Origin of the sequence: Gordonia sp. X0973 (assembly GCF_013348785.1) — a bacterium.
Classification (GTDB): Bacteria; Actinomycetota; Actinomycetes; order Mycobacteriales; family Mycobacteriaceae; genus Gordonia.
In genome coordinates, this window is the sequence record NZ_CP054691.1 from 1,623,788 (window position 1) to 1,641,466 (window position 17,679).

A 17,679-nucleotide genomic window follows, 5' to 3' on the forward strand; every position below is an offset into this window, starting at 1 on the left:
GGTGATCGCAATGACCAACCAGAATCCGCCGTCCCGCGACGAGTTCCCCGGGGAGTTCGGGCCACCGGCCGAGCCGGTCCGGGGCTATCGGCCGTCCGGCTCGCAATGGGCGGTCGCCGGGCTCGTCCTCGCGTTCGGTTGTGGTGCACTGGCCTACCGACTGGTCAAGCATGAAGGTCAATACCAGTCGGCGGCCCTCTACGTCGGCATCCCGATCGTCCTCGCCCTCGTCCTGGTGCTCACCGCGCCGGCGGGCCGGGCCGCCGGGATGGCGATGAAGGTGACCACGATCCTGCTCCTCCTCTCGGTCCCGGTGCTCGGCGAGGGGGCGTGCTGCGTCCTGATGGCCGCGCCGATCTTCTACCTGTTCGTGTACCTCGCCACCGCGTCGCTGGACCGGTACCGCACCGCCGGGCCCGATGATCGGGGGCCGTTCCTGCTGATCGCGCCGGTGATGCTCGTCGCGATGGCGCTGGAGGGCACCACGCCCGCGCTTACGTTCCCCGGTGCCGCGACCACCACCGCCACCCGGACGATCGATGTCCCCGAAGACCGGGTGGCCGACGCGCTGGCGCTGCCGATGCGGTTCGACGCGACACCGCGGACCGGGATTCTCGCGATCGGGTTCCCGGTGCCCCGTCACGACAGCGGCGGGCTCGCCGTCGGCGATCTGCGGACCATCGAGTTCGACGGAGCACACCACCGCCACGGCCCGATAGCCCAGCACCATTGGGGTACCCATCCGTCGGCGCTGGTGCTGCGCGTCGCGGCGCGCACCGATCGGTCCGTCGTATTCGTGCCGGTCTCCGATACGACGCCCGTCGCCACCTGGCTGCGGTGGGATCGGATCGAGGTGAGTTGGCGCGATGCCGGCGCCGGTCGCAGCGAGGTCCGATGGCAGCAGCACTACACACGGCTGCTGTCTCCGTCCTGGTACTTCGGCCCGATCGAGCGGTTCGTCACCCAGCGGGCCGGCGACTACCTGATCCGCGCCGTCGACACCCGGGCACCCGATCCGATGCAGCACGCCCACCACACCTGATGCCGCACGTCGACGTCACAGCATTGCGCCCGTTGATCGTGCTGGTGCCGGTCGTGCTCGCAGCCGGGCTGTGGCTCGCCGACGCCGACCATCGTCGACGAGGCGCCGCAGTCCTCGCGCTGCTCTGGAACCTGATCGGCCTGACGGCCCTGAACATCCTGGCCGTGAAGACGGGGTGGTGGGCCTTCGCGAACGGGGGCCCGGCGTTGATGCGGATCCCCCTCGACCTGCTCGTCGCCTGGGCGGTGGCGTGGTCGATGATTCCGGTGCTGGCATCGCGATGGATCCCGCTGCGATATTCGGCGGTGGGCCTGGTACTCGTCGACCTGTACGGCATGGCCGCACTGCACCCGGTCGTCGTGCTGCGCGACGACTGGTGGTGGGGCGAGACCGCCGCGGTCCTCACCTGCCTGGTCCCCGGGTTGGTGTTGGCCGGGCTCACGCTGAGTCGTACCAGGCTACGGCTTCGCGTCGCCCTGCAAGTCGTGCTCTTCACCGCCGTGCTGTTCGCCGCTATCCCGGTGCTGGGTGGCGCGGCCGCCGAGCACGGTCCGTCCACCGCTTGGCTGGCCGGCGGCGACCACCGGGTCGGCGGCGCCCTCGACGTCATCGCCATTCAGTTGGCCCTCGTCGTCGGCCTCGTCGCCTTGGCGGCGGTCGTCGAGTTCGTGCGCGCCGGGGGGACGCCCTGGCCGTGGGATCCGCCCGACTCGTTGGTCACCACCGGCCCGTACGCCTACGTCGCGAATCCCATGCAGTTGTGCGGAACGGTGTTGATCCTGATCACGGCGGTCGTGCTGTCGATGCCGATCCTGGTCGTCGCCGCGGTGGTGGCCGCGGCCTTCTCGTCGGGAATGGCCGCGTGGGTCGAGGATGAGGCACTGGCCGGAAGATTCGGCCGTGCGTGGAGCGCGTACCGGTCATCGGTGCGGGATTGGCTGCCCCACTGGCGGCCCATGCCGACGATCCCGCCCGCCCGGGTCTATCTGGCCCGCGGCTGCGACCCGTGCAGCGAATTGGCCGGCTGGATCGTCGCGCACGAGCCGGTTGGGCTGACCATCTGCGACGCGGAGGACTACCCGGGGCATCTCCGCAGGATGCGCTACGTATCCGGACGCGGGGACCGGCGCGACGGCCTGCGCGCCCTGGCGGCGACGCTGGCACACGTCAACCTGGCGTGGGCCGTCGTCGGATGGGTCATCGGTGCGCCGGTGATCGCACCGATACTCCAGTTGCTGGTCGACGCCTGCGGTGGCGGGCCGCGCGCGATCGGGACTCGCGGCAGCACGGGTGCGCCCACCCAATCGTGAATACAATTGCATTAGCGCGCATAATGATTCCATGACGATTTCCGTAGCGGTCGCCGGTGCCTCCGGGTACGCGGGCGGCGAGATCCTGCGCTTGCTCCTGGGGCACCCCCGCGTCGCGTCCGGGGAGGTGGAGATCGGCGCGCTCACCGCCGGGGGCAATGCCGGGACGCTGCTGCGCGAGCACCACGCCAATCTGCTGCCGCTGGCCGACCGGGTGCTCGACGAGACGACCCCCGACGTGTTGGCCGGGCACGACGTCGTCTTCCTCGGCCTCCCGCACGGCACGTCGGCGAAGATCGCCGACGCCCTGCCGCCCGCGACGCTGATCATCGACTGCGGCGCCGACTTCCGGCTCACCGACTCCCACGATTGGGAGACCTACTACGGCGGCGAGCACGCCGGGACCTGGCCCTACGGGCTGCCCGAGCTTCCGGGCAACCGGGAGAAGCTCGCATCGGCCAGTCGGATCGCGGTCCCCGGCTGCTATCCGACGGTGTCGATCCTTTCGCTGCTGCCCGCGCTCGCGAACGGTCTCGTCGACCCGCACGTCACCGTCGTCGCCGTCAGCGGCACATCGGGGGCCGGGCGCTCGCTGAAAGTCGATCTGCTCGCCTCGGAGGTCATCGGCTCGGCACGCGCCTACGGTGTCGGCGGCACCCACCGGCACACCCCGGAGATCTCCCAGGCTTTGTCGGACGCCGCGGACTCACCGGTCGCGGTGTCGTTCACCCCGGTCCTCGCACCCATGTCGCGGGGGATCCTGGCGACCTGTACGGCGCGGACCGTCGCGTCCGAGTCGGAGATCCGGGCCGCCTATGAGAAGGCGTACGCGGACGAGCCGTTCGTCCACCTTCTCCCCGAAGGACAACTGCCCGCCACGTCGTCGGTCATCGGCTCCAACGCCGTCCAACTCGCCGTGTCCGTCGACGAGCGCGCCGGGACGCTGGTGGCCGTCGGCGCGGTCGACAACCTGACCAAGGGCACCGGCGGCGCCGCAGTCCAGTCGATGAACCTCGCCCTCGGGTTCGGCGAAACCGAGGGCCTGACCACCGTGGGAGTGGCCCCGTGACAACCGAACCCGTTTACCGGCTCCTGCGCACCCAGGGGGTGACCGCACCGCTGGGCTTCCGCGCCGCGGGGATCCCGGCCGGCATCAAGGCGAGCGGCAACCACGATCTCGCCCTGGTCTTCAACGAGGGCCCCGAGTACGGTGCCGCCGGCGTGTTCACGAGCAATCGTGTTAAGGCGGCGCCCGTGCTGTGGTCGCAGAAGGTCCTGGAGACCAAGCGGTTGCGCGCGGTCATCCTCAACTCCGGCGGGGCCAACGCCTGCACCGGGCCGGAAGGCTTCGGCGACACGCATCAGACGGCAGAGGCCGTGGCGCGCGAGCTGTCGAACTGGGGGACCGAGACCGGTGCCATCGAGGTCGCCGTTTGCTCGACCGGGCTGATCGGAGACCGGCTCCCGATGGACAAGGTGCTGGCCGGCGTCACCGAGATCGTGCACGAGATGGCCGGCGGCCTCTCCGGCGGCACCGACGCCGCCTACGCGATCATGACCACCGACACCGTTCCCAAGCAGGCCGCGGTCCACCACCGGGGCGGTTGGAACGTCGGCGGCATGGCGAAGGGGGCCGGCATGCTGGCGCCCGCGCTCGCGACCATGCTCGTCGTCCTGACCACCGACGCCCTCGTCGACCCCGACCAACTCGACCTGGCTTTGCGGCGCGCGACGGCGAAGACCTTCGACCGGCTCGACGTCGACGGCGCTTGTTCGACCAACGACACGGTCCTGCTGCTGTCCTCGGGTGCGAGTGAGATCCGGGTGGATCAAGACGACCTCGACGCCGCGGTGTTCGCCGTCTGCGACGACCTCGCCGCTCAACTGATGGCCGACGCCGAGGGCGTCACCAAGCGGGTCGTCGTCGAGGTGACCGGCGCGAACGACGAGCAGCAGGCGCTGATCGCGGCGCGCACCATCGCACGCGATTCGCTGGTCAAGACCGCGTTGTTCGGATCCGATCCCAACTGGGGGCGGATCATGGCGGCGGTCGGCATCGCCCCGATCGACCTGGACCCGGACAAAATCGCCGTCTCCTTCAACGGCAGCGAGGTCTGCCGCAACGGCGTCGGGGTGCCCGGCGCGCGCGAGGTCGACCTGTCCGGGGCGGATATCCACCTCCTCGTCGACCTGGGAATCGGACCGGGCACCGCGTCGATCCGGACCACGGATCTCTCCCACGCCTACGTCGAAGAGAACTCGGCGTACTCGTCATGAGCGCCGCATTCGAACGGGCGCGGTTGCTCGCCGAGTCGTTACCCGCGCTGCAGGGGTTGCACGGGCGGGTCGTCGTCGTGAAGTACGGCGGCAACGCGATGGTCGACGACGCGCTCAAATCCGCCTTCGCCGACGACATGGTGCTGCTGCGGGCCTGCGGCATCCATCCGGTGGTCGTGCACGGCGGCGGCCCGCAGATCTCGACGATGCTCGACCGCGTCGGGCTGGCCGGCGAGTTCCGCGGCGGCTTCCGCGTCACCACGCCCGAGGTGATGGACATCGTGCGGATGGTGCTGTTCGGGCAGGTGGGCCGCGAACTCGTCGGCCTGATCAACGCCCACGGCCCCTATGCCGTCGGCATCACCGGCGAGGACGCACACCTGTTCACCGCCACCAGGCGGACCGTCGTGGTCGACGGGCAGGACACCGACATCGGGTTGGTCGGCGACATCACGTCGGTGAACACCTCGGCCGTCGATGACCTGATCGCCGCCGGCCGGATCCCGGTCGTGTCGACCATCGCCCCGGATCGCGACGGCGTCGCGCACAACATCAACGCCGACACCGCGGCGGGCGCGCTCGCCGAGGCGCTCGGCGCGCAGCGGCTGGTCATGCTCACCGACGTGCCCGGGCTCTACACCGACTGGCCGGACCGCTCGTCGTTGACGGCGCATATCGGTGCCGACGCGTTGGAGCGGCTGCTGCCGTCGCTGGACTCGGGGATGATCCCCAAGATGGAGGCCTGCCTGCGGGCGGTGCGCGGCGGCGTCGGGGCCGCGCACGTGATCGACGGCCGCGAGCCGCATGCCGTATTGGCCCGCCTGCTGACCGCGGGCGACGACGAATCCCTCGGCACCACCGTCGACGAGAACGGAGAGCAGCAATGACCGGCACCGACACCGCGGCCTGGCAGCAGCGCTGGGACGCGGCGATGATGAACAACTACGGGACGCCGCCGGTCGCCCTCGTCCGCGGCACCGGTGCGACGGTGACCGATGCCGACGGGCGCGAATACCTCGACCTGCTCGGCGGCATCGCCGTCAATGCGCTCGGGCATGCCCATCCGGCGGTGATGGAGGCGGTCACCGGGCAGATGGCACAGCTGGGCCATACCTCCAACCTCTACATCTCCCCACCGGCGGTGGAACTCGCCGAGCGGCTGCTCGACAAGTTCGGCGTCGACGGTTCGCGCGTCTTCCTGTGCAACTCGGGCACCGAGGCCAACGAGGCCGCTTTCAAGCTCGCCCGCCTCACCGGGCGCGGCGGGATCGTCGCCGCCGAGAAGGCTTTCCACGGGCGGACGATGGGTGCGCTGGCGATGACCGGCCAACCCGCCAAGCGGGCGCCGTTCGAACCGATGCCCGCCGGGGTGTCCTTCGTGCCCTACGGTGACGCGCAGGCCCTCGACGCGGCGGTCGGCGCCGACACCGCAGCGGTGATCCTCGAGCCGATCCTCGGTGAGAGCGGCGTCATCGTCCCGCCCGCCGACTATCTGGCGCACGCGCGGCGCATCACCGCCGAACGCGGCGCGCTGCTGATCTTCGACGAGGTGCAGACCGGGGTCGCGCGCACCGGCTCCTTCTTCGCCCATCAGGCCGCCGGAATCGTCCCCGACGTCATGACCCTGGCCAAGGGACTCGGCGGCGGGTTCCCGATCGGGGCGGTGATCGCCGGACCGGGTGCGGCCGGGCTGTTCGGCCCGGGGATGCACGGCACCACCTTCGGCGGCAACCCGATGAGCGCGGCTGCCGCGCTCGCGGTGCTGCGGACCATCGACGACGAGGGGATCGTCGAACACGTCGGGGCGGTGGGGAAGTCGCTGGCCAGCGGGATCGAGGCACTCGATCACCCGCTGGTCGACCACGTCCGCGGGTCGGGGCTGCTGCTCGGCGTGGTGTTGCGCGCCGACATCGCGAAGCAGGCCGAGGCCGCTGCCCGCGCGGCCGGATTCCTCATCAACGCCCCCGACGCGAATGTGCTGCGCCTCGCGCCGCCGCTGATCATCACCGAGCAGCAGGCGCAGTCATTCGTCGACGCGCTGCCGTCGATCCTCGACAACGCATTTCAAGGAGAGAAATGACCCGCCACTTCCTGCGCGACGACGACCTGACGCCCGACGAGCAGGCGCAGGTGCTCGCACTCGCCGCGGAACTGAAGGCCGATCCGTTCGCCCATCAGCCGCTGGCCGGGCCCAGGGGCGTCGCCGTGCTGTTCGACAAGAACTCCACCCGCACGCGGTTCTCCTTCGATGTGGGGATCGCCCAGCTCGGCGGCCACGCCGTCGTCGTCGACACGTCGTCGACCCAGATGGGCCGCGACGAGACGCTCGCCGACACCGCGCGGGTCCTGTCCCGGTTCGTCGACGCGATCGTGTGGCGGACGTTCGGGCAGGAACTTCTCGAGGAGTTGGCCGAGTTCTCGTCGGTGCCGGTGGTCAACGCGCTCTCCGACAGTTTCCACCCGTGCCAGATCCTCGCCGACCTGCAGACGATCATCGAGCACAAGGGCGGCGCGGCGGGCCTGACGATGACCTATCTGGGGGACGCGGCCAACAATATGGCGCACTCGCTGATGCTCGGCGGCGTCACCGCCGGGATGCACGTGCGCGTCAGCGGCCCCGAGGGCTTCACCCCCGACCAGGCGATCCTCGCCGCCACCGCAGAGCGGGCCCGGCTGACCGGGGGATCGGTGGCGGTGGTTACCGATCCGGTGGCGGCCGCCACCGGCGCGGACGTGTTGGTCACCGACACCTGGATCTCGATGGGTCAGGAGGAGGACGGGAAGGATCGTGCCGCGCCGTTCCGGCCCTATCAGATCAATTCCGAGCTGCTCGGCCACGCCGCCGACGGCGCGATCGTCCTGCACTGTCTGCCCGCGCACCGCGGCGACGAGATCACCGACGAGGTGATGGACGGTCCGGCCAGCGTCGTCTTCGACGAGGCGGAGAACCGCCTGCACGCCCAGAAGGCCCTACTCGTCTGGTTGCTGGCGAACCAATGAGCTCCGCGAGTCCGATGCCGGCCGACGCCCGCGCCACGACGCGGGCCGGACGTCATGCGCTGATCGGCGCGATCCTCTCGCGGCAGACGGTCGGTTCGCAGACCGAGCTGGCGGCGCTGCTGGCCGACGAGGGGGTCGACGTCACCCAGGCGACCCTGTCCCGCGACCTCGACGAGCTCGGCGCCGTCAAGCTCCGCGGCCCCGACGGCGGGCCGTGGGCCTACGTCGTGCCCGAGGACGGCTCGCCGGTTCGGGGCGTCGTCGGGGGCACCGCCCGCCTGGCGCGCATGCTCGGCGAGATGCTCGTCGGCACCGATGCGAGCGGCCAGCTCGCGGTGCTGCGCACCCCGCCGGGTGCCGCCGGATACCTCGCCAGCGCCCTGGATCGCGCCGGCCTGCCGGAGGTGGTCGGCACCATCGCCGGCGACGACACCATCTTCGTCGCCGCGCGCGAGCCGATGACCGGTGCTGAACTGGCGAAACACCTGCAAGAACTGGTGGGGTGACCCGGCGTACCGACGCCGCCGCCCGGCCAGCACAATAGAAGCAATCACCCGATAGACCGAGGAGTACTCAACCCATGGCCGAACGCGTCATCCTGGCATATTCCGGAGGCCTCGACACCTCCGTCGCGATCAGCTGGATCGCCAAGGAAACCGGCAAGGAAGTCGTCGCCGTCGCCATCGATCTCGGCCAGGGCGGCGAGGACATGGAGGTCGTGCGGCAGCGTGCCATCGACTGCGGTGCGGTGGAAGCCGTCGTCGTCGACGCCCGCGACGAGTTCGCCGACGACTACTGCCTGCCGACGATCACCGCCAACGGCCTCTACATGGACCGGTACCCGTTGGTGTCGGCGATCAGCCGCCCGCTGATCGTCAAGCACCTCGTCGCGGCCGCCCGCGACCACGGTGGCACGGTCGTCGCCCACGGCTGCACCGGCAAGGGCAACGACCAGGTCCGCTTCGAGGTCGGTTTCAACACCCTTGCCCCGGAACTCGAGGTACTCGCGCCGGTCCGCGACTACGCGTGGACCCGGGAGAAGGCCATCGCCTTCGCCGAGGAGAACGCGATCCCGATCAACGTTACCAAGCGCTCGCCGTTCTCGATCGACCAGAACGTGTGGGGCCGCGCGGTGGAGACCGGTTTCCTCGAGGACCTGTGGAATGCGCCGACCAAGGACGTCTACGACTACACCGAGGATCCGACGGTCAACTTCAACGCTCCCGACGAGCTGATCCTGAGCTTCGACAAGGGCCGCCCGGTCGCCATCGACGGCAAGCCGGTCTCGGTGCTCGAGGCCATCGAGCAGCTGAACCGCCGCGCCGGGGCGCAGGGCGTCGGCCGCCTCGACGTCGTCGAGGATCGTCTCGTCGGCATCAAGAGCCGCGAGATCTACGAGGCGCCCGGCGCGATGGTGCTGATCACCGCGCACGAGGAACTCGAACACGTCACCCTCGAGCGCGAGCTGGGCCGCTACAAGCGCCACATCGACCAGAAGTGGGCCGAGCTGGTCTACGACGGCCTCTGGTACTCGCCGCTCAAGCGCGCGCTGGACACCTTCGTCGACCACACCCAGGAGCACGTCTCCGGCGACATCCGCCTGGTGCTGCACGCCGGTGCGATCATCGTCAACGGGCGTCGTTCGGCCGAGTCGCTCTACGACTTCAACCTGGCCACCTACGACGAGGGCGACACCTTCGACCAGTCGAATGCCAAGGGCTTCGTCCAGTTGCACGGCCTCTCGTCGAAGATCTCGGCCCGGCGCGACCTGGGGCTGTGACGCGCCGATGAGTTCGCAGGACTCCACCGGCCAGACCAACGAGGGTTCGCTGTGGGGCGGCCGCTTCGCCGACGGCCCGGCCGCCGCGATGGCCGCGCTGAGCAAGTCCACCCACTTCGACTGGGTGCTCGCGCCCTTCGACGTCGAGGCATCCAAGGCGCACGCCCGCGTGTTGCACAAGGCCGGACTGCTCACCGATGGTGATCTGACCGGGATGCTCGCCGGTCTCGACCGGCTCGCCGCCGACGTCGAGAGCGGGGAGTTCCGCCCGGCCGACTCCGACGAGGACGTCCACGGGGCATTGGAGCGCGGACTCATCGAGCGGGTCGGCCCGGAACTCGGCGGGCGCCTGCGCGCCGGGCGTTCGCGCAACGACCAGGTGGCGACGCTGTTCCGGATGTGGCTGCGGCAGGCGTTCACCCGGGTCGCGCGCGGGGTCCTCGACGTCGCGGGTGCGCTCGTGGACCAGGCCGCGGCCAACCCGGATGTCGTCATGCCGGGCAAGACCCATCTGCAGGCGGCTCAGCCGGTGCTGTTGAGCCACCAGCTGTTGGCCCACGTCCACCCGTTGCTGCGCGATCTCGAGCGTCTCGCCGACGCGGACCGGCGCACCGCGGTGTCGCCCTACGGGTCGGGGGCCTTGGCGGGCTCCTCGCTCGGCCTCGACCCGGCGGCCATCGCCGCCGATCTCGGCTTCGACGGTCCGATGGCCAACTCGATCGACGCCACCTCCTCGCGCGACTTCGCCGCCGAGGCGGCGTGGGTGTTCGCGATGATCGCCGTCGACCTGTCCCGGCTGGCCGAGGAGGTCATCGCCTGGAGCACACCCGAGTTCGGCTATGTCACGCTGGCCGACGCGTGGTCGACGGGCAGCTCGATCATGCCGCAGAAGAAGAATCCCGACGTCGCCGAGCTGACCCGGGGCAAGAGCGGTCGGCTGATCGGCAACCTCACCGGGCTCCTGGCCACGTTGAAAGCACAGCCGCTCGCCTACAACCGCGACCTGCAAGAGGACAAGGAACCGGTCTTCGACTCGGTCGCGCAGCTGGAACTGCTCCTGCCCGCGATCGCCGGGATGGTCGGCACACTGACCTTCCACGCCGATCGGATGGCCGAACTCGCCCCCGCGGGATTCACCCTGGCGACCGATATCGCCGAGTGGTTGGTCCGGCGCGGCGTGCCGTTCCGGGAGGCGCACGAGGCGGCCGGCGCCTGCGTGCGGGCCGCCGAGGAGGCCGGTACCGACCTCGCCGGATTGGACGACGCGGCATTCGCGGCCATCAATCCGTCGCTTACCGCCGAGGTCAGGGAGGTGCTCACGGTGCGCGGCTCGATCGACTCCCGGGACGCCCACGGCGGGACCGCGCCGACCGCGGTCGCCCGCCAGCTCGCCGACGTGCGGACCGGACTCGGCGAGCACGCCGGGCGCTGGAGTTAGACGTTTCCCGTCGGGCGTAGAGTGACGTGGATCACTGATCCGCGCCGAGTCGCCATCCGGCCCGACGCGGATTCGAGCATTTGGGACATCACCGATAGGGAGGGTGAAGGGTGCAGCTTCCACTGGGGATCGGCGGGGCCGTCAACCGGGTTCTGGCCACGGCGCAGAACGGACTCGAGGTACTGCGATTCGGCGGCTTGGAGACGGGTACGCAACCCGCGCCGTACCAGGTCGTCGAAACCGAGAAGATGTTCCGGCTGCGCCGCTACTTCCCCGACGACCCCGGTACCGACAGCCCCCACGTGATCCTCGTCCACCCGATGATGGTCTCGGCCAACATCTACGACGTCACCGAGGAGAAGGGGGCGGTGTCGGTACTGCACCGCAACGGCATCATCCCGTGGGTCGTGGACTTCGGGTCCCCCGATCGCGAAGAGGGTGGGATGGAGCGCACCCTCGCCGATCACATCGTCGCGCTGTCGCGCATCGTCGACATCGTGCGCGAGGCCACCGGTCGCGACGTCCACCTGGCCGGCTATTCGCAGGGCGGGATGTTCGTCTACCAGTGCGCCGCGCTGCGCCGCTCCAAGGGGCTGGCCAGCGTCATCACCTACGGTTCCCCGGTGGACGTCCTGGCCGCCCTGCCGTTGGGGCTGCCGGCCGGGATCGTGGCGCCGGGCGCGGAGTTCCTCGCCGACAAGGTCTTCCCGCACATCTCGATTCCCGGTTGGCTGGCGCGCACCGGTTTCCAGATGCTGGACCCGGTCAAGACCGCGCGCAGCCGGCTGGACTTCCTGCGCCAGCTGCACGACCGCGACGCACTGCTCCCGCGCGAGGACCAGCGCCGCTTCCTGGAGGCCGAGGGCTGGGTGGCGTGGTCCGGTCCGGCCGTGGCCGAGCTGCTGCGCCAATTCGTCTCGCACAACCGCATGATGTCGGGTGGGTTCGTCATCAACGGCGACCTCGTCACGCTGGCCGAGGTGACCTGCCCGGTCCTGGCCTTCGTCGGCGATGCTGACGACATCGGCCAGCCGGCCGCCGTGCGCGGGATCCTGCGGGCCGCCCCCAAGGCCGACGTGTGGGAGTCCCGCCTCCCCGTCGGACACTTCGGGCTGGTCGTCGGGTCGGTCTCGGGATCGCAGACCTGGCCGACGACGTCGGAGTGGATCCGCTGGCGCGACGGCACGGGGGAGCGGCCCGCCGACATCGAGCCGATGACCGACGTCGCCTCGGGTCCGGGCTCGGGCGTCACCCTCGCCTCGCGGGTCCAGCACGGCCTGAACGCCGTCGCCGACGCCGGTGTCACGGCCGGGCGGGACATCGTCGACTCGGCGGTGTCGGTGCAGCGCACCTCGCGCGCGATCGCCGCCGAATCGGTCCGGACGGTCCCGCGACTGTTCCGCCTCGGTCAGATCCAGCCGAGCACGCGGATCTCGCTGGGCAAGCTGATGTCGGAGAACAACCGTCGCGCCCGGCACAAGGAACTGTTCCTCTTCGAGGACCGCGTTCTCACGCACGACCAGGTCAACACCCGCATCGACAACGTCGTGGCGGGTCTGATCTCCTGCGGCATCCGGCCCGGCCAGCGCGTCGGCGTCCTGATGGACACCCGCCCCAGCGCCCTCGTCGTCGTCGCCGCGCTCTCCCGCTTGGGCGCCGTCGGGGTGCTCTTGACCACCGACCTGGACATCGGTGCCGGAATCACGCTCACCGAGGCGCGGGTGGTGATCGCCGATCCCAACCACCTGGAGATCGCGCGGGCCCATTCCGGTCGGGTGCTCGTCCTCGGCGGCGGCAGCGGCGACGCGCGGGTGATCGAGGCGGCCGACGGCGAGTCGGTGGTCGACATGGAGCAGATCGACCCGGCCGCCGTCGACATGCCGTCCTGGTACCGACCCGACCCGGGGATGGCCGGCGACCTCGCCTTCATCTTGTTCACCCGCGGCGCGACGTTCGAACTCACCCCGTGGCCGGTGACCAACCACCGGTTCGCGGTGTCCGCCTTCGGTGCCGCGACTGCGGCCGGGCTGACCAACAACGACACGGTGTACTGCCTGCCGCCCCTGAGTCATCCGTCGGGTCTGCTCACGACCCTCGGCGCGACATTGGTCGGCCGGTCGCGCATCGCGCTGTCGAACGGGGTCGACGCGCAGACCTTCGCCACCGAGGTACACCGCTACGGGATCACGGTGGTGTCCTACACCTGGACGATGATGCGCGAGATCGTGCGCTCGCCGGAGTTCGAGATCAACCAGCACAACCCGATCCGGTTGTTCATGGGCTCGGGTATGCCGATGGGGCTGTGGTCGGAGGTGCTCGACTCCTTCCCACGGGCCCACGTGCTGGAGTTCTTCGCGACGGCGGACGGCTCGGCGATCCTGTCCAACGTCTCCGGCGCAAAGCTGGGGGCGATGGGGCGCCCGCTGCCGGAGACCTCCGACGTCAAGGTCGCGGGGGTCGACCGGGGCAGCGACTCGCTGCGGGTCGGCGCCGACGGCTTCATCGAGGAGGCCCGGCCGGACGAGGTGGGCGTTCTGCTGTCGGCCGCACGCCTGCGTTTCGCCACGAACGGGCCGGTCCTGGCCGACGTCTTCGCCAAGCACGACCGCTGGGAGGTGTCCAACCACCTGTTCCGCACCGATGCGCAGGGCGACCTCTGGTACATGGGGGCCATCCCCTCGGTCGTCGTCTCGAAGGACGGGCCGGTCTACCGCCCGCCGATCGAGCAGGCACTGTCGTGTGCGCGCGGTGTCGACCTCGTGGCGGTGTACCGGACGCAGGTCGGCGGCGGCGCCGAGAACGGGGGAGACGACCTGGCCGTCGCCGCGATCACCGCCCGCGACGGCGAGGCCGACGCGATCACGGTGTCTTCCTTGCGCGTCGCGCTGGGCGGTCTGCCCGCCGCGGAGCGGCCACACCTGATCCGCCTGGTGGACAAGATCGCGCTGAGCGAGTCGTATCGCCCGCTGACCGGCGAACTCGTCGCCCAGGGCGTGCCGAAACCCGGGGTGCGCGTCTGGTACCGCGACGAGCAGGGCGGTTATCGCCGCTTCACCAAGGCGGTGGCCGCCGAGCGCGGGTGGCAGTAGTGCCCGCCCCGGCCGCTAGAGTGGCTTTCGTCCAGTCGGCCGCACTGATCACCGGAGAGAACCGCACCTATGTCCCGCGCTGCTGAAATCGATCCGATCGTCCGCGAACGGCTCGTCTGTCCCACCGATCACGGCCCGCTGATCGATGCCGGCGACGAGCTGTACAACCCACGTCTGCGCGTGGCGTACCGGATCGACGCCGACGGAATCCCGGTGATGCTGGCCGGGGAGGCACGTCCGGTCGACGACGCCGAACACGCCGCTCTCACCGGCGCGCAGCAGTGACGCAGACGGCGGTCGGCGGTGTCACCGACATCGTCGACGAATTGCAGTGGCGCGGTCTGATCGCGGCATCCACCGACCTCGACGCGCTGCGGGACCATCTCGCCGCCGGGCCGGTCACCCTGTACGCGGGCTTCGACCCCACCGCCGCCAGCCTGCACGCCGGCCACTTGGTGCCGCTGCTGACACTGCGGCGCTTCCAGGAGGCGGGCCACCGGCCGATCGTCCTGGCCGGCGGCGCCACCGGACTGATCGGCGACCCCCGCGACGTCGGTGAGCGGACCATGAACTCGACCGACACCGTCGCCGAGTGGGCCGATCGGATCGGCGGGCAGCTGCGGCGCTTCGTGCGCATGGACGACTCCCCGCAGGGGGCGGTCGTCGTCAACAACATGGAGTGGACCGGCAACCTGAGCGCGTTGGAGTTCCTGCGCGACGTGGGGAAGCACTTCTCCGTCAACGTGATGTTGGCGAGGGAGACGGTGAAGCGACGACTCGAGAGCGACGGGATCAGCTACACCGAGTTCAGCTACCTGCTGCTCCAATCGAACGACTTCGTGGAACTCAACCGCAGATACGGATGCACGCTGCAGATCGGCGGATCCGATCAGTGGGGAAACATCGTGGGCGGCGTCGATCTTGCCCGACGACTCGACGGGACCTCGCTGCACGCGCTCACGGTGCCGTTGGTGACATCGTCGGACGGCAAGAAGTTCGGCAAGTCCACCGGTGGGGGGAGTTTGTGGCTCGACCCCGCGCTGACCGTGCCGTACGCCTGGTACCAGTACTTCGTGAACACCGCCGACGCCGACGTGGTGCGCTACCTCAAGTGGTTCACCTTCCTGAGCCGAGAAGAGATCGACGAACTCGCCGCGGCCACCGAGGAGAAGCCGCACCTGCGGTTGGCGCAGAAGCGGCTCGCGGCCGAGATGACCACGATGATCCACGGCGCCGACCAGACGGCCGCCGTCGAACAGGCCAGTGCGGCCCTGTTCGGGCGCGCCGAACTGGCCGGTCTGGACGAACCGACGATCGCCGCCGCGCTGGGGGAGACGAGCGTCGCCGCCTACCCGACCGAGGCCCGGCCGACGATCGTCGAACTCCTCGTCGACAGCGGACTGGTCGACTCGAACAAGGCGGCCCGGCGGACGATCGGTGAGGGCGGCGCGTACGTCAACAACGCCAAGATCGACGACGAGAACTGGGTGCCGACGGCCGACGACCTCCTGCACGGACGGTGGTTGGTGCTCCGACGCGGAAAGAAGACCTTCGCCGGTGCGCGCATCGGTGCCGAACAGGACGCGTGAAAAGGTCTCTGACCAGTCGATTTGACCTTGGTCGTGCAACCTGTGTAACTTACTAATCGCACCGCAGCGAGCAGCAGAAACCGGATCGCCTCAGCGATTTGGAGATTGCCACCGCGCCTGGTAACATCGGTAACCCGAGTCGTTGAGACCGGTTCCGATGTTGGGAAACGGATCAAGCGGCGCCAAACCCCGAGAACGAGGACGTGGTTACTTACTGCGCCCTGGGGTAGCTTCGCGGAACGGGCCCGATGGGCAACGTCGCGGGGGTGTGTGTTCTTTGAGAACTCGATAGTGTGTGACAAATTTTGTTGTTTGATGCCATATTTTTTGTGGTGTCATTGTTTTTTGATGCCAGTTTGTTTTTTGGATTGTTTTTGCTGGGGTTTTTGCCTCTGTGAGGATTGTTCTGAGGATGGCTGACTCTTTTTGGGTTGGTTGTTTTCTTTGTTTTTTCATGGAGAGTTTGATCCTGGCTCAGGACGAACGCTGGCGGCGTGCTTAACACATGCAAGTCGAACGGAAAGGCCCCACTTGTGGGGTACTCGAGTGGCGAACGGGTGAGTAACACGTGGGTGATCTGCCCCAAACTTTGGGATAAGCCTGGGAAACTGGGTCTAATACCGGATATGACCTTCTCCTGCATGGGGGTTGGTGGAAAGCTTTTGCGGTTTGGGATGGGCCCGCGGCCTATCAGCTTGTTGGTGGGGTAATGGCCTACCAAGGCGACGACGGGTAGCCGACCTGAGAGGGTGATCGGCCACACTGGGACTGAGACACGGCCCAGACTCCTACGGGAGGCAGCAGTGGGGAATATTGCACAATGGGCGCAAGCCTGATGCAGCGACGCCGCGTGAGGGATGACGGCCTTCGGGTTGTAAACCTCTTTCGCCAGGGACGAAGCGTAAGTGACGGTACCTGGAGAAGAAGCACCGGCCAACTACGTGCCAGCAGCCGCGGTAATACGTAGGGTGCGAGCGTTGTCCGGAATTACTGGGCGTAAAGAGCTCGTAGGCGGTTTGTCGCGTCGTCTGTGAAATTCTGCAACTCAATTGTAGGCGTGCAGGCGATACGGGCAGACTTGAGTACTACAGGGGAGACTGGAATTCCTGGTGTAGCGGTGAAATGCGCAGATATCAGGAGGAACACCGGTGGCGAAGGCGGGTCTCTGGGTAGTTACTGACGCTGAGGAGCGAAAGCGTGGGGAGCGAACAGGATTAGATACCCTGGTAGTCCACGCCGTAAACGGTGGGTACTAGGTGTGGGTTCCATTTCACGGGATCCGTGCCGTAGCTAACGCATTAAGTACCCCGCCTGGGGAGTACGGCCGCAAGGCTAAAACTCAAAGGAATTGACGGGGGCCCGCACAAGCGGCGGAGCATGTGGATTAATTCGATGCAACGCGAAGAACCTTACCTGGGTTTGACATACACCAGACGACGGTAGAGATATCGTTTCCCTTGTGGTTGGTGTACAGGTGGTGCATGGCTGTCGTCAGCTCGTGTCGTGAGATGTTGGGTTAAGTCCCGCAACGAGCGCAACCCTTGTCCTGTATTGCCAGCGGGTTATGCCGGGGACTTGCAGGAGACTGCCGGGGTCAACTCGGAGGAAGGTGGGGATGACGTCAAGTCATCATGCCCCTTATGTCCAGGGCTTCACACATGCTACAATGGCGCGTACAGAGGGCTGCGATACCGTGAGGTGGAGCGAATCCCTTAAAGCGCGTCTCAGTTCGGATTGGGGTCTGCAACTCGACCCCATGAAGTCGGAGTCGCTAGTAATCGCAGATCAGCAACGCTGCGGTGAATACGTTCCCGGGCCTTGTACACACCGCCCGTCACGTCATGAAAGTCGGTAACACCCGAAGCCGGTGGCCTAACCCTTGTGGAGGGAGCTGTCGAAGGTGGGATCGGCGATTGGGACGAAGTCGTAACAAGGTAGCCGTACCGGAAGGTGCGGCTGGATCACCTCCTTTCTAAGGAGCTATCAACATGTCCTGTTTCGGGCCCGAGTGTGGTTCGGCGGGGTTGATGTTCATGGGTGAAACGTCGAACAACGGCCGTGATGGATGGGTCTGCCCTAGGTGGTGGGTTCGTCTGGTTTCCTGTCTCCCACAGTCGTGGGGGGTGGGGGTTTGTTGCACACTATCGGGGTTCT

At 68.4% G+C, this 17,679-nt stretch carries 13 protein-coding genes and 1 rRNA gene; all 14 read left to right on the plus strand.

Annotated elements, in window-relative coordinates; all coding sequences use genetic code 11:
* The first annotated feature begins 10 nt into the window (after positions 1-10).
* Complete coding sequence (locus HUN08_RS07985) at positions 11-1,042, plus strand: hypothetical protein (protein ID WP_124248245.1); 1,032 nt, start codon at positions 11-13, stop codon at positions 1,040-1,042.
* The gene (locus HUN08_RS07990; protein WP_124248246.1) at positions 1,042-2,352 is read left to right on the plus strand and encodes an isoprenylcysteine carboxylmethyltransferase family protein; all 1,311 of its coding nucleotides are present in this window, start codon (positions 1,042-1,044) and stop codon (positions 2,350-2,352) included. Before HUN08_RS07985 ends, HUN08_RS07990 begins: the two co-directional genes overlap by 1 nt.
* Positions 2,353-2,383: 31 nt before the next feature.
* On the plus strand, positions 2,384-3,421 hold the full coding sequence (gene argC, locus HUN08_RS07995) for an N-acetyl-gamma-glutamyl-phosphate reductase (protein WP_124248247.1): 1,038 nt from the start codon (positions 2,384-2,386) through the stop codon (positions 3,419-3,421).
* Positions 3,418-4,629 carry a bifunctional glutamate N-acetyltransferase/amino-acid acetyltransferase ArgJ gene (argJ, locus tag HUN08_RS08000; protein ID WP_124248248.1) on the plus strand — a complete coding sequence of 404 codons (1,212 nt, stop codon included), beginning with the start codon at positions 3,418-3,420 and terminating at the stop codon, positions 4,627-4,629. Before argC ends, argJ begins: the two co-directional genes overlap by 4 nt.
* Positions 4,626-5,516, plus strand: a complete 891-nt coding sequence (argB, locus tag HUN08_RS08005) for an acetylglutamate kinase (protein WP_124248249.1) — start codon at positions 4,626-4,628, stop codon at positions 5,514-5,516. Before argJ ends, argB begins: the two co-directional genes overlap by 4 nt.
* Positions 5,513-6,709 carry an acetylornithine transaminase gene (locus tag HUN08_RS08010; protein ID WP_124248250.1) on the plus strand — a complete coding sequence of 399 codons (1,197 nt, stop codon included), beginning with the start codon at positions 5,513-5,515 and terminating at the stop codon, positions 6,707-6,709. Before argB ends, HUN08_RS08010 begins: the two co-directional genes overlap by 4 nt.
* Entirely contained in the window at positions 6,706-7,629 is a 924-nt protein-coding gene (gene argF, locus HUN08_RS08015) for an ornithine carbamoyltransferase (protein ID WP_124248251.1), read from the plus strand. The genes HUN08_RS08010 and argF overlap by 4 nt, the downstream gene beginning before the upstream one ends.
* Positions 7,626-8,135, plus strand: a complete 510-nt coding sequence (locus HUN08_RS08020; protein ID WP_174900900.1) for an arginine repressor — start codon at positions 7,626-7,628, stop codon at positions 8,133-8,135. The genes argF and HUN08_RS08020 overlap by 4 nt, the downstream gene beginning before the upstream one ends.
* A 74-nt stretch (positions 8,136-8,209) precedes the next feature.
* Positions 8,210-9,409 carry an argininosuccinate synthase gene (locus tag HUN08_RS08025; protein WP_124248252.1) on the plus strand — a complete coding sequence of 400 codons (1,200 nt, stop codon included), beginning with the start codon at positions 8,210-8,212 and terminating at the stop codon, positions 9,407-9,409.
* A 7-nt stretch (positions 9,410-9,416) separates the two neighbouring features.
* Positions 9,417-10,847 carry an argininosuccinate lyase gene (gene argH / locus HUN08_RS08030; protein WP_124248253.1) on the plus strand — a complete coding sequence of 477 codons (1,431 nt, stop codon included), beginning with the start codon at positions 9,417-9,419 and terminating at the stop codon, positions 10,845-10,847.
* Between the two features lie 110 nt (positions 10,848-10,957).
* Positions 10,958-13,936, plus strand: coding sequence for an AMP-binding protein (locus HUN08_RS08035; protein WP_301546943.1), 2,979 nt, complete (start codon positions 10,958-10,960; stop codon positions 13,934-13,936).
* Between the two features lie 69 nt (positions 13,937-14,005).
* Positions 14,006-14,221 (plus strand): Trm112 family protein, encoded by a 216-nt coding sequence (locus tag HUN08_RS08040; protein WP_124248254.1) that lies wholly within the window; start codon positions 14,006-14,008, stop codon positions 14,219-14,221.
* Complete coding sequence (gene tyrS, locus HUN08_RS08045) at positions 14,218-15,525, plus strand: tyrosine--tRNA ligase (protein ID WP_124248255.1); 1,308 nt, start codon at positions 14,218-14,220, stop codon at positions 15,523-15,525. The genes HUN08_RS08040 and tyrS overlap by 4 nt, the downstream gene beginning before the upstream one ends.
* 451 nt (positions 15,526-15,976) lie before the next feature.
* A 16S ribosomal RNA gene (locus HUN08_RS08050) occupies positions 15,977-17,497 on the plus strand.
* Positions 17,498-17,679: the final 182 nt, after the last annotated feature.

Excerpts from the sequence above, each read along its gene's own strand:
- HUN08_RS07985 (WP_124248245.1), top strand. The coding sequence starts at position 11 with ATGACCAACCAGAATCCGCCGTCCCGCGACGAGTTCCCCGGGGAGTTC.
- HUN08_RS07990 (WP_124248246.1), top strand. The coding sequence starts at position 1,042 with ATGCCGCACGTCGACGTCACAGCATTGCGCCCGTTGATCGTGCTGGTG.
- argC (WP_124248247.1), top strand. The coding sequence starts at position 2,384 with ATGACGATTTCCGTAGCGGTCGCCGGTGCCTCCGGGTACGCGGGCGGC.
- argB (WP_124248249.1), top strand. The coding sequence starts at position 4,626 with ATGAGCGCCGCATTCGAACGGGCGCGGTTGCTCGCCGAGTCGTTACCC.
- HUN08_RS08010 (WP_124248250.1), top strand. The coding sequence starts at position 5,513 with ATGACCGGCACCGACACCGCGGCCTGGCAGCAGCGCTGGGACGCGGCG.
- argF (WP_124248251.1), top strand. The coding sequence starts at position 6,706 with ATGACCCGCCACTTCCTGCGCGACGACGACCTGACGCCCGACGAGCAG.
- HUN08_RS08020 (WP_174900900.1), top strand. The coding sequence starts at position 7,626 with ATGAGCTCCGCGAGTCCGATGCCGGCCGACGCCCGCGCCACGACGCGG.
- HUN08_RS08025 (WP_124248252.1), top strand. The coding sequence starts at position 8,210 with ATGGCCGAACGCGTCATCCTGGCATATTCCGGAGGCCTCGACACCTCC.
- argH (WP_124248253.1), top strand. The coding sequence starts at position 9,417 with ATGAGTTCGCAGGACTCCACCGGCCAGACCAACGAGGGTTCGCTGTGG.
- HUN08_RS08040 (WP_124248254.1), top strand. The coding sequence starts at position 14,006 with ATGTCCCGCGCTGCTGAAATCGATCCGATCGTCCGCGAACGGCTCGTC.